At 42.3% G+C, this 14,283-nt stretch carries 11 protein-coding genes and 1 other RNA gene; 3 read left to right on the forward strand and 9 right to left on the reverse strand.

Annotated elements, in window-relative coordinates; genetic code table 11:
* The first annotated feature begins 185 nt into the window (after positions 1 to 185).
* Positions 186 to 596 (forward strand): RidA family protein, encoded by a 411-nt coding sequence (locus NQT69_RS03855; RefSeq protein ID WP_256826386.1) that lies wholly within the window; start codon positions 186 to 188, stop codon positions 594 to 596.
* Positions 597 to 674: 78 nt separating this feature from the next.
* Here the strand turns inward: NQT69_RS03855 and ffs are convergent.
* Both ffs and NQT69_RS03865 read right to left on the reverse strand, forming a co-directional pair.
* Positions 675 to 771: signal recognition particle sRNA small type (gene ffs / locus NQT69_RS03860), an RNA gene on the reverse strand.
* 142 nt (positions 772 to 913) lie between these two features.
* Positions 914 to 1,786, reverse strand: a complete 873-nt coding sequence (locus NQT69_RS03865) for a DUF3014 domain-containing protein (protein WP_256826387.1) — start codon at positions 1,784 to 1,786, stop codon at positions 914 to 916.
* Between the two features lie 175 nt (positions 1,787 to 1,961).
* Between NQT69_RS03865 and NQT69_RS03870 the strand changes: the two genes are divergently transcribed.
* A complete protein-coding gene (locus NQT69_RS03870) occupies positions 1,962 to 3,107 on the forward strand; it encodes a patatin-like phospholipase family protein (RefSeq protein WP_256826388.1) in 1,146 nt (381 codons plus the stop codon).
* A gap of 1 nt (position 3,108) precedes the next feature.
* Here NQT69_RS03870 and NQT69_RS03875 read toward each other — a convergent pair whose 3' ends face one another.
* On the reverse strand, positions 3,109 to 5,085 hold the full coding sequence (locus NQT69_RS03875; protein WP_256826389.1) for a cation:proton antiporter domain-containing protein: 1,977 nt from the start codon (positions 5,083 to 5,085) through the stop codon (positions 3,109 to 3,111).
* Between the two features lie 150 nt (positions 5,086 to 5,235).
* Between NQT69_RS03875 and NQT69_RS03880 the strand changes: the two genes are divergently transcribed.
* Positions 5,236 to 6,132: a GGDEF domain-containing protein gene (locus NQT69_RS03880; RefSeq protein ID WP_256826390.1), complete on the forward strand. Its 897-nt coding sequence runs from the start codon at positions 5,236 to 5,238 to the stop codon at positions 6,130 to 6,132.
* 31 nt (positions 6,133 to 6,163) lie between these two features.
* Here the strand turns inward: NQT69_RS03880 and NQT69_RS03885 are convergent, their stop codons facing one another.
* The 6 genes from NQT69_RS03885 to lpxB all read right to left on the reverse strand — a co-directional run bounded on the left by NQT69_RS03885 (position 6,164) and on the right by lpxB (position 14,172).
* Complete coding sequence (locus NQT69_RS03885) at positions 6,164 to 6,502, reverse strand: hypothetical protein (RefSeq protein WP_256826391.1); 339 nt, start codon at positions 6,500 to 6,502, stop codon at positions 6,164 to 6,166.
* Complete coding sequence (tilS, locus tag NQT69_RS03890; protein WP_256826392.1) at positions 6,499 to 7,806, reverse strand: tRNA lysidine(34) synthetase TilS; 1,308 nt, start codon at positions 7,804 to 7,806, stop codon at positions 6,499 to 6,501. The genes NQT69_RS03885 and tilS overlap by 4 nt, the downstream gene beginning before the upstream one ends.
* A gap of 158 nt (positions 7,807 to 7,964) precedes the next feature.
* Entirely contained in the window at positions 7,965 to 8,921 is a 957-nt protein-coding gene (accA, locus tag NQT69_RS03895) for an acetyl-CoA carboxylase carboxyl transferase subunit alpha (RefSeq protein WP_256826393.1), read from the reverse strand.
* 16 nt (positions 8,922 to 8,937) lie between these two features.
* Complete coding sequence (gene dnaE / locus NQT69_RS03900; protein ID WP_256826394.1) at positions 8,938 to 12,429, reverse strand: DNA polymerase III subunit alpha; 3,492 nt, start codon at positions 12,427 to 12,429, stop codon at positions 8,938 to 8,940.
* The gene (gene rnhB / locus NQT69_RS03905) at positions 12,429 to 13,025 is read right to left on the reverse strand and encodes a ribonuclease HII (protein WP_256826395.1); all 597 of its coding nucleotides are present in this window, start codon (positions 13,023 to 13,025) and stop codon (positions 12,429 to 12,431) included. Before rnhB ends, dnaE begins: the two co-directional genes overlap by 1 nt.
* Entirely contained in the window at positions 13,015 to 14,172 is a 1,158-nt protein-coding gene (gene lpxB, locus NQT69_RS03910; RefSeq protein WP_256826396.1) for a lipid-A-disaccharide synthase, read from the reverse strand. The genes rnhB and lpxB overlap by 11 nt, the downstream gene beginning before the upstream one ends.
* Positions 14,173 to 14,283 lie beyond the last annotated feature (111 nt).

Here is a 14,283-nt window from a genome sequence, read left to right on the forward strand (position 1 = left end):
AAGTATTGAATTATATAGTAATTTAAGATTTATAGTGCATCAAATTTAATATACGCATCGTATATTATATTGACATACAATGCGTATATGAGACTATCATATACGCTCCGTATGTAGATATGTGCAAGTGACGCTGCAACTTTACGTATAGAGTGTTTTTATAATCTTAATCAATGAGGTAGTTAATGAAAAAACATGAAGCAATTTTTCCAGTTTCAGCGCAAAGACATGCTCTTTATGAAGCTCACGGCTATTCCCCGGCAATAAAGTCTGGCGACTTATTATTCGTTTCAGGACAGGTTGGTAGCCGCTTAGATGGTACACCTGAGCCCGACTTTAAAGCTCAAGTAGCACTTTCTTTTGAAAATTTAAAAAATATACTAAATGCCGCAGGCTGTACATTTGACGATATAATTGATGTAACAACATTTCACACCAACCCTGAAGAACAGTTGGCTGATATAATGGAAGTTAAAAGCAACGTATTCAATACAAACGTTCAACCTAATTGGACTGCTCTAGGAGTCACTTGGTTAGCAGGGTTTGATTTTGAAATAAAAGTAATAGCTCGAATACCGGCCAACCTGGATGATTAATATTCATTTATAGTTCGTAATTTTTGAATAATTTGAAAGGGAGTTTTATGTCACCCAAATGAGGAATTTGGGTGGCAGTCTTACCAGCCACATCTCGGCACACACGTCACAAACTGTGGCTGCTCCCTTCCGGGCCTGACCAGGTTCGCCTGCTAGTGTTGCGAGAGGACCAATAAGACTACCATTGAGGGCCTTGTTTGGCGCGGGAGGGATTATCTCTACTTTTGCACTCTTATTCAAGGGGAAATCAAAAAAGAAAGTGCGATTGCATGTTAAACACACAATCGCACTGTTTTTTATACGATTTTAATTATTACTTACTGTTGTTTATCGAGTTCTGCTTGTACGTTACGCAGTACGGCTTTTACTTTTTTCATGTTCTCTGGGCCCATGCGTAATAGTTGTTTTTGCGCGGCTGGTAAACGCTCCCATTCTGAGTAAGCATATTGGTACGTTACTGAGTCGCGTAATAATGGCATATCACCTTTTGGCTCAGGTGTATCAAGTAGTAACTCTATAGCCTCTTCAAGAGTTTGATTAAACGCATCACCTTGGTAACCAATCTCGGTGTAAGCATCGTTAATAAGCGGTTTATACTCTTCGTATAAACGCACTATTTGCGCTGCGCTCATGCTAGTAAATATTTTAACGTACGGGGTGTAACGTTCGTAGCTATTAGGGTCAATCGTGAGTATTTCACCTTCAATAACGCTAAAGCTTTCTTCAGGGCGTTCAACTGGGGCGTGCTTAGCAGCCACTTTACCTTTTGCTAGGTTGTCAATAAATACAACACCACGGCGAATAACATCATCTGTTACCAATAATCCCATAACTTGGTCACTTAGGTATTCGTCAATATTAGCAACTACAACCTCATCACTTTCATTTAAGCTAGGGAGCGGTTCAACCTCAAGTGCAGGCTCGGCATCACGACTAGGCGGTCGCTGAACCACTTCTGGCTCTGGGAGTGCTTCTGGCTCCGGCTCTGTAACTTCGGGCTCTGGTGCTTTATATTCTTGGATTGGTTGTTCTACTGGTGCTTGCTCAACCACAGGCTGCGGTTGCTCATCTGAACTTAATAAAACAAATGCGGCGGCACATGCAATAACAATGAGTATAACAAGTGCAAACAATAGATTGTTATTTGGTGGACGCTTTTCGACATCTGGTTGTGGTGATTGATCTGACATACGAACTCCATAAAAATTAAAATGCTTAATTCAAACACTTAGAGTCTACTAAGTGAGTAAAATTCCCAACCAAGCGATAAAAAAGTGCTCTCGCTCAGGTATCCTTTGATTCTTCTAGCTTAAAGACTTACAGTTAATAAATAAAGTAAAGACGGTCAACAGTTTAATTGCAACCATGAGAATAAAACAAGTCGATAAAAATAAGCCTAAAGTAGCGCTACTTTTAACTGGGGGTGGCGCACGTGCGGCTTATCAGGTTGGTGTGTTAAAAGCGCTGGCGCAAAGTATGCCTCGTACTGCCCCTTTGCCCTTTACCATTATTAATGGTACATCAGCAGGGGCAATCAATTCTGCGGCGTTAGCCTGCTATGCATCATGTGCTCATTTAGCCACTAGAAAGCTCGAACATGTGTGGAAAAACTTTTCCACATCAATGGTGTATAAAAGTGATTTTTTAGGTGTGTTTGGTCACATAACACGTAATATGCTAACCAGTTTTCAGTCTGAGCATATTAACCACTCCCCTGCTAGCTTGTTAAACAATCAGCCTTTACGAAGATTGCTAACTGAGATTTTAGATTTAAGCAGTATTGAGAGAAACTTACATCGAAATTACTTAGATGCGTTATCCATTACAGCATCAAGCTACACGACCGGTGATTCTGTGGCGTTTTTTCAATCTAATACGCAATCACCTTGGCAACGTGCTAAACGAGAAGGCCAGCCTGCTCGGATCAATGTTGAACATTTAATGGCATCAAGCGCAATTCCCATGGTGTTCCCAAGTGTTAATGTACAAAATCATTATTTTGGTGATGGCTCTATCCATCAACTTTCACCACTAAGCCCTAGTGTGCATTTAGGCGCTGAGAAAATATTTATTATTGGGGTCGATCAACCAAAAGAGTTGCACCCGCCAGGTTACTTGCCGCACTTTCCGGGGCTATCTTCTATTGCGGGTCATTTACTGGATAGTGTTTTTAGCGATACTTTGCAATCTGATCTAGAGCGTTTACAACGCATAAACCGTACTTTAGGGCTCATGCCAGGGCGCGAAAAACACCAAGAGTTAAAACAAATTGATACCTGTGTGGTCAACCCATCCGAAAACTTTAATGCCATTGCAGCTCAATATTATGATGATATGCCACTGCCTATTAAAATGCTACTACGCATGATTGGTGTAAAAAAGCGCTCTCAATCAAGTTTAACCAGTTACTTATTATTTGAAAAACGCTATACCCAACATTTAATTGAGATAGGTTACAAAGACGGTCTTGAAAAATTACCGCAGATCCGAGCCTTTTTGGAGTTAGATTAACTTATTCGCTGCCATCAATAAGGTAGCGCTCGACTCGCTCAACTCGCCTTGGTTTACCTTGTAACACTAAAATATCGCCCGCTAGTAAGCGGGTATGGTGTGAGGGCGAGTCTATTTCACGGTCTTGGCGGCGCAGCGCCTTTACCGTTACCCGGCGTTTTTCTAAATGCAGTTCACTGATACTTTTATCAACGGCAAAGGCGGTGTTGGGTAAAGCAATCACATGTAAGTATTCTAATCGGTCGGCGTAATTATCGTCTTTACTAAATTTATCGCCAGCAAAAAAGCCATGCAGAAATTTATAACGATTACGTCGCTCTTTGCTGACTCGTCTAACTATTCGAGTCATCGGCACTCCTGACATATACAACACGTGAGATACCAGCATTAAACTGGCTTCTAACGTTTCAGGTACGACTTCGGTCACGCCAAGGTCTTGTAATAACTCAAGTTCATTATCGTCTTTCATGCGCACAAGAATTTTTACTTCTGGCGCTATTTGCTTTATGGCATCAATTACAATTTGTGTTTGTTCAAAGTCGGTAAAAGTGATGATCACTAAGCGAGCTCGCTCAACCCCTGCTGAGCGTAAAATGTCTTTTTGTTTTACATGACCAAAAATTACCGGCTCACCAGCGGCTTGGGTTTCTTGAACTAATACCGGATTACTTTCAATGGCGACATATTCTATCGCCTCGGGTTTTAAAAACCGCGCAATGGTTTGCCCTACACGTGAGAAACCACATATCACCACATGGTTACTATATAAAGTACTGCTGGTGGGCTGTTGCGAAAAAAACTGGTGGGTATTTTTAAGATAACCTAGTTTGGCTAATAACCATGGCGTGCGTTCAATTAAGTAAGGTGTTAGTGCCATTGACATAACCGCGAGGGCAATTAAAAAAGAAGCCTGCTCAAACATTAATAATTGGTGCTTTGTTGCCAAAGCGATTAACACAAAACCAAACTCCCCCATTTGCCATAGCATAACCCCAGTGGCGATTGAATCTTGTTTTCGTTCACCCATCAATTGCGCTAATGCTGCTATTACACCAATTTTTAATACGAACATCAGTCCAAGTGCCGCTAAAATCCAATACCAAACATCAATCACAAAAAGCACATCAAGCTGCATGCCTACAGTGACAAAAAATAACCCCATAAGAATATCGCGAAACGGCCGAATATCAGCTTCTAACTGGTGTCGATACTGGCTCTCTCCTAGCATCATGCCAGCTAAAAATGCACCTAACGCCATCGATAAGCCAAATAAATAAGTAAGCCCAGCGGCAAATAACGCAACCAATAAAGTGGTTAATACAAATAGCTCCTCGGTACGCATTAATGCAACTTCACTAAACACCCGCGGTAATACCCATTTGCCTATCGCCCATAACAATACACACACAAATGCGCCTTTTGTTAAAGCCACTGCCAATGCCCATGCAATGCCTTCTGAGCCACTGCTTTGCGCCAACAAGGGTAAGATAATCAGTAAGGGAACAACGGCAATATCTTGAAACAACAAAATCCCAATAGCTAACTGGCCGCGACGTTGCTTTAAATCACCCGATTCTTTAAGTAATTTTACCACCACCGCCGTTGATGACAGTGCCATTAAAGTGGCCACTGTAAAGCTTGTTAAAAGTGAAAGACCAAGCAGTAATAAAATAAGCATGATCACCACACTGGTCACCACCACCTGCAAAGTTCCTAGGCCAAACACAATACTTCGCATGGCCATTAACCTACCAACAGAAAACTCTAAACCTAAACTAAAGAGTAAAAATACAATGCCAAGCTCTGCAACAAAATGGATTTCATGACTTTGCGCCATCCAGCCAATACCATGGCTACCAGCAAGTAAGCCAGTGGCAAGGTAAGCTAAAATGGGCGGTAAACCGACACGCTTAAACAGCCATACTAAAACGACTGCCCCAAGCAACAAACCAAATATTTGAGCTAAAACACTTTGCAAGCACGCCTCCGCAGGTTCTAGTAATAGGCCGTCAAAAAATTATTCATGTTCAGATTAACTATAGCAACTATCTGTTTTTCAGCCAGTTTGAAATAGTGGCACAAAAATCGCTTTGTTAAGTCAATATCACACTCCTGGGGGGAGATTTAAGTGGAAAATGTCCATATTTTGACGCAGCGCATTTCAGCTCGTGGCGAGTTTCTGCCGTTTTCGGCAGAACAGTACCGCAATGATGAACCTGCGGCTATACATAGCCTAATAGCTAAATTACAAACAACATTAGATATTAAGGAACTGCTCAATATCTATGCTGAATACGCGAAACAAATTATCAACTTTTCAGGTATGCAGTTTCAATCGTCGCAAGGGGTGACACAAATTGAGCACAGCGATAATAGTAGTCCGCCTTACTCCTTTGATTTAGACATAAACAATGAGCATTTGGGACAGCTGATATACTTTAGCCAATACCCGCTTACCGGAAATATCGAAGCTAAACTGAGTAATTTGCACAGTGCACTGGTGTATCCTTTACGTAATGCAATTATGTATAACCGTGTGTTACGTTTAGCGACTAAAGACACCCTAACAGGGTTAAACAACCGCAGTCAGTTTAACGACATTTTGTTGGAAAAACTGGAGCGTTGTCGTCGTCAACATCGTCCTTTTAGTTTGATGCTACTTGATTTAGATAATTTTAAGCAAGTTAATGACAGCTTTGGTCATAAAATTGGCGATGATGTATTAAAAGAGTTTTCAACGGTATTACAAACCAGTATCCGTGGCACAGATTCAGTGTTTCGTTTTGGTGGCGATGAGTTTGCTATTTTAATCGACGATCCTGAGTTTATTACTAATAAAGTGATTGCTCAGCGCATAATGCGTTTGGTGGGTGAATCTAGCGTGATGGTGCAATATCAAGTAACTACCAGTATTGGTTATACCTTGGTAAACAGCCATGATTGCGAAGATGAGATATTTTCGCGTGCAGATAAAGGCTTATACAAAGCAAAAGCTGCGGGAAGAAACTGCGCCAGAGCGTATTAATAAAACGATAGCGCCGAGCCCCCCAAGGCGCTTAGCTTTTATTAATTAATTTATAACCCAATAACGCTAAACTAAAGCCAAAAAAGAAGCCGCTGATCAAATACAACAAGGCGGCCATCGTCGCCAGTGGCATCATGATGACCAATAATAACGGCACGCTAACCCCTACTATAAAATATATTCCACCCTTACCTAGCCAGTATGCAATTAAAATAACCGCACATGCCAAACCACCTATAAAAGCGTAGAGTAAAGTAAGTAGGTCGATTTCAAATAAAAAACCAGCCGTTAATGCCGTTATTGTAGTCACTAACAAGCCAAGTGGTGCTTTATTTACGAGTGATAACCCAACATGGGGTTGTTGATTCATTTATGGTACTCCCAATAAACACCTTCATCACTGCTATGATTTGCACTGATGAAGTAACCGACGACTTGGACTAACTCGTCGTTATAAAAAACAAGTGGTACGGTGCCACGCACCCAAGGCGCAACTTTGGCATCTTTAAACCAATGCTTTAAGGTATTACGCCCAGGTTTATTTAGGGGTTTAATAATCGCTTGCGGGCAGTCAAATTGTACGGTGACGATTTCATCTGCTTTTGGCGCTCTTAACCCCTTACCTTTTTGTAACCCTAATATAGAGCCATCACTTAAAGAGATCGTACTTTCAGCTTGTGCAATTACACTCACGGACTCGACGGCGCTAACAAAATACAAAACCCCTTGATGACGGCGCACCTGCCCATGCTTTAACTGTATTTTAAGTTGCGCATCAGCTTGTGCATGAACACCCTGATTGAGAATTTGCTCTGTTTGTTTATGTGATGGCATGACAGCAGTAAATTGTTCAAGCCAACAACGCAATACATTTGCTTGGCGTGCAGCACTATACATAGCAAGCTCACCACAGATTAAGCCTTGCATTTTATTTTGGCATTGAGCTAAATCTTGCAAGGTATATTCGTGAAGTAAATCCTGCTGCTGTTGCAGTAACCTAATACTGCGTGAAGCGCTTTTTTCAAAACCGGTAAATTTACCTGATAAAACCGGCACCACTTTTTGCCGGATAAAGTTACGATCAAATCGCTCATCGCTATTTGAATCATCAGTAATATGAGCCAACGAAAAGCGTTGAGCAAACGATTCGATTTCTGCGCGAGTGGTATTCAGTAAAGGTCTAAAACACACACGAGCGCTATTAAGCGTTCGTGTTTGCCGCATTGATGCTAACCCCTTTAAGCCTGAACCACGCTTAAGGCGAAGTAAAAACGTTTCAAGCTGATCATTTAAATGTTGGCCCAGTAAAATAACACTGCCCTTAGCGCTATATTTATCTAATGCTAAATACCGTGCATCACGGGCTTGCTCTTCTAAACTGGTGCGTGAGCGTTGATCGATAGTTACTTGCGCAGCGGTAAATGCGACGTTTAATTGTCGGCATAAATCAGCACAAAACTGTTGCCAGTCATCAGCATAGTCACTCAAGCCATGATTAACGTAAACTGCACTAAGTTGCAGCACAGGTATTTCAGCTTTAAGGGCATTCATCACATGCAATAATACCACTGAGTCAACACCACCAGAGAGCGCGATTGTAAATGACGTTTGATTATCATCGACAAACGGGACAATAGTGCTTTTTACTTGTTGGTACAAAGATGTTGAATGCATGAATTTAACCGAAAATAATAAATGATTAGCTCCTAGCTCCTAGCTCCTAGCTCCTAGCTCCTAGCTCCTAGCTCCTAGCTCCTAGCTCCTAGCTCCTAGCTGACAAACATTTTAAAACAAAAAAGCCGCAAAAGCGGCTTTTTTTCATCAATTAGCTATTAGCAATAGCCAAACGACATTAAACGTTTATAACGTTGATCAAGCATTTCATCAAGAGATAACCCTTGTAACTCTGCAAGGTCACGTTTGAGCTGATTTTTTAGGTTACGGGCCATTGCATCATAGTTACGATGTGCGCCCCCTAATGGCTCTTCAACTAGGCTGTTGATCAAATCAAGCTCTTTCACTCGCTCAGCAGTTACACCCATTGCCTCGGCGGCTAATGGTGCTTTGTCGGCGCTTTTCCAAAGGATTGATGCACACCCTTCTGGCGAAATTACAGAATAAGTACTGTATTGCAACATGTTAACGCGATCGCCAACACCAATTGCTAATGCACCACCTGATCCGCCTTCACCAATCACAGTACAAATGGTTGGCACTTTAAGTGCAGCCATTACTTTTAAATTACGTGCGATAGCTTCAGATTGACCACGCTCTTCAGCGCCAACACCTGGGTATGCACCCGGTGTATCAATGAAGGTCATAATTGGCATTTTAAAGCGTTCAGCCATTTCCATTAAGCGTAATGCTTTACGGTAACCTTCTGGCTTTGGCATACCAAAGTTGCGTTTAATTTTTTCAGCAGTATCACGTCCTTTTTGTTGGCCGATAACCATCACTGGTTGACCTTCAAAGCGTGCTACACCACCTAAAATAGCTGGATCATTTGCGAATGTACGATCACCCGCTAACTCGTCAAACTCCGTAAAAATGCGCTCGATATAATCTCGAGTATAAGGACGCAACGGATGACGGGCTAACTGAGAAACCTGCCAAGCGCCTAATTTTGAGAATATCTCCTCTTTTTGTTGGGCACTTTTTTCTTTTAATCGGCTGACTTCCTCTTCTAACTCAAGGTCTAATTCGCCAGCGCGGCTTATATTTTGTAACTCTTCAATTTTTGCTTCTAATTCTGCGATTGGAAGCTCAAAATCAAGATAATTGAGGCTCATGCTCTAAACTACCTAATTAGTTAAATTCTAGTTCTACATCTTGCGCCGCCACCAGTGAAAGCTTATGAATTAAGTCATCACTAGGCGTAACACACCATTCTGTACCTAAGGTTAACTCAGCCAACGCATCTGGACGTTGATAGAAAACCCTAATAGGACATGTACCGAACTTATAAGGTTCGAGTACTTTTTGTAAATTATCGAAGAAGTTCGCCTCGATTTGCACCATATTCAGCGTCATTTTAATCGCTTTTATGCGTTTTTCTCGCGCTTGCGCTATGGTGCATATGTCTCTGGCGGTCATTGTAATGCCACCGGAGAAGTTATCAAAGCTGACCTGTCCAGATATTACCAAGATATTGTTGATTTGCAGCATATCTTGGTACATTTCAAACTGTTCTGGGAATAAGCGTACATCAATACGGGCACTCTTGTCATCTAAAGTTATAAGCCCCCAACGATTTCCCTTCTTATTTATTAGTGTACGTGCTGCAATGACAAGCCCTGCAGCGGTAGATTGCACATCACGATTAGTTGGCTGTAAGTCCACCAAACGCCCGGTGGTGTAATGTTTAAGCTCTCTACGGTATTGATTTATCGGGTGACCGGTTAAATAAAGACCCAGTGTTTCTTTTTCGCCGTCTAACCACTGATTATCAGTCAAAGGGGTGGCTTTGATAAAGGCTTGCTCAACCTCGTCTGGCTCTGTGGCAAGTAAACCAAATAAATCAGTTTGTCCTAATGACTCGGCTTTATTGTGTTGATCAGCGGCGCGCATCGCATCTTTTAGGCTCGCTAATAACGTGGCACGCCCTGGTTGGGTTTTATCTGGCCCAAGCTGGTCAAGTGCGCCAGCGTAAATGAGTTTTTCTGTAACTCGCTTATTCAAGCGTTTTAAATCAACACGGGCACAAAAATCAAATAAATCCTTAAACGGGCCGCCTTCGCTGCGCGCTTCTAATATAGCGTCAACCGGTGCTTCACCCACCCCTTTGATAGCGCCGATGCCGTAAACAATTTCGCCTTGCTGATTTACAGCAAATTTAAACTCACCCGCGTTTACATCAGGCGGTAATAAGGTGAGTTTCATGTTTTCACATTCATCCACCAAAATTACAATTTTATCGGTATTATCCATATCCGCCGACATAACCGCAGCCATAAACTCAGCCGGATAGTGCGTTTTCATCCATAAGGTTTGGTACGACACTAATGCATAAGCTGCTGAGTGAGATTTGTTAAAACCGTAACCTGCGAATTTCTCTACCAAGTCGAAGATCTTAATTGCAAGTTCGCCGTCAATGCCGTTGTTTCTGGCACCATCTTCAAATGTTGAACGCTGCTTTGCCATTTCTTCTGGCTTTTTCTTACCCATTGCACGACGCAGCATATCTGCGCCACCTAGCGTGTAGCCCGCTAAAACCTGCGCGATTTGCATTACCTGCTCTTGATACAAGATGATGCCGTAAGTCGGCTCAAGAATCGGTTTTAAGCTTTCGTGCTGATATTGAGCGTCGGGGTAAGAGATGTCTTCTCGGCCCAATTTACGGTCGATAAAGTTATCAACCATGCCCGATTGCAATGGACCGGGCCTAAACAAGGCCACCAAGGCTATCATATCTTCAAAGCAGTCAGGTTTAAGACGCCTGATCAGATCTTTCATACCCCGTGACTCGAGCTGGAATACCGCGGTTGTTTCGGCGCGTAATAATAGCTCTATACTCTTTTTATCATCCAGTGGAATTGCGTTGATATCAACGGGCTTTTTGCCTTCACGCTCTAGGCGCTCGTTGGTCATATCAATTGCCCACTGCAAGATTGTCAGCGTTCTTAGGCCTAAGAAGTCAAATTTAACCAGACCTGCTGTTTCAACATCGTTTTTATCAAACTGAGTAACCGGGAATTTACCTTCATCATCACAATAAAGAGCGGCAAAGTCGGTGATGGTGGTGGGTGATATAACAACACCACCCGCATGCTTACCGGCATTACGTGTACACCCTTCAAGGATGCGGCACATATCAATTAAGTCTTTAACCTCAGAGTCGCCATCGTAAGCTTCTTGCAAGCGCGGCTCAACATCAAAGGCTTTCGCTAGGGTCATACCCGGATCGCCCGGTATTAGTTTTGAAATACGGTCAACAAAACCATAAGGGTGACCAAGTACACGGCCAACGTCACGAATAACCGCTTTTGCCGCCATGGTACCAAAGGTGATTATTTGCGATACCGCGTCGCGCCCATACAGCGCTGATACATGGTCGATTACCTCATCCCGTCTATCCATACAGAAATCGACGTCGAAGTCCGGCATTGAGATACGTTCTGGGTTCAAGAAACGTTCGAAAAGTAAGTCAAACTCAAGCGGATCAAGATCGGTAATTTTAAGTGCATAAGCGACCAGTGAACCCGCACCAGAACCACGCCCAGGCCCAACCGGAATATTGTTATCTTTACTCCATTGGATGAATTCCATTACGATCAAGAAATAACCCGGAAAACCCATTTGGTTGATTACGTCGAGTTCTATTTTCAGTCGCTCGTCATATTCACCGCGTTTTTCTTTACGGTCATTTTCATCTGGGAATAAAAACTGTAAGCGTTCTTCAAGGCCGTCTTCTGAAACTTTAACTAAGAAGTCCTCAATTTTTAGCGAGCCCGTTGGGTAATCTGGTAAAAAATAGGTCCCCAGCTGTACCGTTACATTACAGCGCTTGGCTATTTCGACGCTGTTTTGTAGCGCTTCAGGAATATCGCTAAACAGCTCAGCCATTTGCTCTGGTGTTTTTAAGTACTGCTCCTCAGAAAAACGTTTTGGCCGGCGTTTATCATCAAGCGTATAGCCGTCAAAAATGGCAACGCGAATTTCATGCGCTTCAAAGTTCTCGGGTTTTAAAAACACTACTTCATTGGTGGCAACAACTGGCAATTGCTCGACACTGGCAAGCTCAACCGCTAAATGTAAGTATTCTTCTTCTTGGGCGCGTGCACTGCGAATAAGCTCGATATAGTAATGATCGCTAAAATGTTGTTTATAAAAGCTAACAACCGATTCAACAATATTTAGGTTGCCTTTTAATAATGCTTTACCTAAATCACCATCTTTCGCGCCCGAGAGTAAAATTAAGCCTTCTTTATGCTCCACCAGCCACTGTCGGTCAATCACCGGACGATGAAATAAATGCCCGCGTTGATATGCTTTTGAAATCAATAAGGTGAGGTTTTTATAGCCAATATTGTCTTTGGCTAAAATTACCAGCCGACACGGCCCTTCAGGAAACTCTGGACTGTGTAGCCAAAAGTCTGCGCCAACAATAGGCTTAATACCAGCATTATGGGCTGTATCGTAAAAGCGTACTAAACCACACAAGTTCATTTGATCGGTAATTGCTAAGGCAGGTAATTGTAGCTCTTGTGCTTTGGCAACTATCGGTTTGGTTTTAGCCAAACCATCAACCATCGAAAAGTCAGAGTGAACCCGTAAATGTACAAAATCAGGAGCTGCCATTATTGCTCCTGCATCGCCAGTACACGTTGTACTGGTTTAAAACTTTTACGGTGTTCAGCAATTGCGCCGTATTGCTCAAGGGCTGCAAAATGCGCTTTTGTTGGGTAGCCTTTGTGCCCGGCAAAACCATATTGCGGGTAGCGTTTATCCAGTTCAATCATTTCATCGTCACGAGCAACTTTCGCTAAAATAGAGGCGGCTGAAATCTCTGCTACTAAGCTATCACCTTTGACCACCGCTTGTGCTGGCATTGTTAAAGTGGGCAGTCGATTACCGTCAACAAACACAAACTCTGGTGTAGTCGTTAATCCCTCTACCGCACGAGTCATCGCCAGCATAGTGGCATGTAAAATATTCAGCTCATCTATTTCTGTTGGGCTACAGCGGCCAATTGACCAACACAGTGCTTTTTCTTTAATTTCTATTGCCAATGCTTGGCGTTTTTTATCAGTCAATTTTTTTGAATCAGTCAACCCATCAATTGGGTTTGTAGGGTCGAGTATCACCGCAGCTGTTACCACATCACCCACTAACGGACCACGGCCAACTTCATCAACACCGGCAATCAAGTTTAGGTTTGGTCGTTCAATTTGCATTTAATAACTCCGCTACTGCTGCCGCTGCTTGCTCACTGGCATTTAAACGTATTTGCTGATGAATTGCTAAAAATCGGGCTTTTAATTCGCGGTTATCGCTATTAAGCATAGGCTCAAGTGCATTCGTAAGGTTGTCCACGTTACAATCTTTTTGCATAAACTCAGGCACTAACTCTTCATCAGCTAATAAGTTAGGCAATGAGAAATACTTAATATTAAAGGTAAATAAGCTTTTAAAAATCCAATAACTTAAAGCTTTTATTTTATAACCAACCACCATGGGCTTTTTATACAACATGCCTTCTAAGGTGGCTGTGCCTGAGGCGATTAAAATGGCATCTGCTGCTTGCATGGCAATGTCAGATTGCCCATCAAGCAGCTGCACTTTTAATGACGGTGCCGTGGCGGCTAAGATTTCACTAAATTGTGCTTTACGTTTGTCGTTAACTAATGGCACCACTATTTTTAAATTCGGGTTTTTCGCCTGTAAGCCAGCAGCTGTTTTTATATAAGTCTCGCTTAATAGCCCAACTTCTGAGCCACGGCTGCCCGGTAACAGTGCCAATACTTTATCATCTTGGCTTAAACCAAGCTGTGAACGTGCCGCACTGTCATCATGTTCAAGGGCAATGTCATCCGCCAATGTATGGCCAACAAATGTACAAGGGACATTATGTTTATCGTAAAAGGCTTTTTCAAAGGGTAGTAAAGCAAGTACTAAGTTAGTCGCGGCACTTATTTTATGAATACGTTTTTCTCGCCACGCCCAAACCGAGGGACTCACATATTGAATTGTTTTGATACCTGCGTCTTTTAATGGCTTTTCAATACGTAAATTGAAATCGGGCGCATCTATACCAATGTAAACATCTGGCGGGTTATCAATAAAATGCTGCACTAGCTGCTTACGAATTTTTAATAATCGAGGCAGACGCCCTAACACTTCAACCAGCCCCATCACAGCCAGCTCTTCCATATCAAATAAGCTTTTGCATCCTTGTGCCTGCATCTTAGGCCCTGCAATCCCTTCAATTATGGCATCTGGGTAACGCTTTTTTAGCGCTTTGATTAAGCCTTCGCCTAATATGTCCCCTGACAACTCACCTACCACTATGGCGATACGTAACGGTTTTGTTTGATTATTCATTGATTATTTTGTTCGCAATTAGCGTTGCATTTATTTCTATCAGTTTAACGTGTTTTGCCAATAGGATAAATGTCACAGAGTTAATAAATACTTTAATTATAAAAATACTGC

The organism is Pseudoalteromonas shioyasakiensis, assembly GCF_024518675.1.
Taxonomy (GTDB): Bacteria; Pseudomonadota; Gammaproteobacteria; order Enterobacterales; family Alteromonadaceae; genus Pseudoalteromonas; species Pseudoalteromonas shioyasakiensis_B.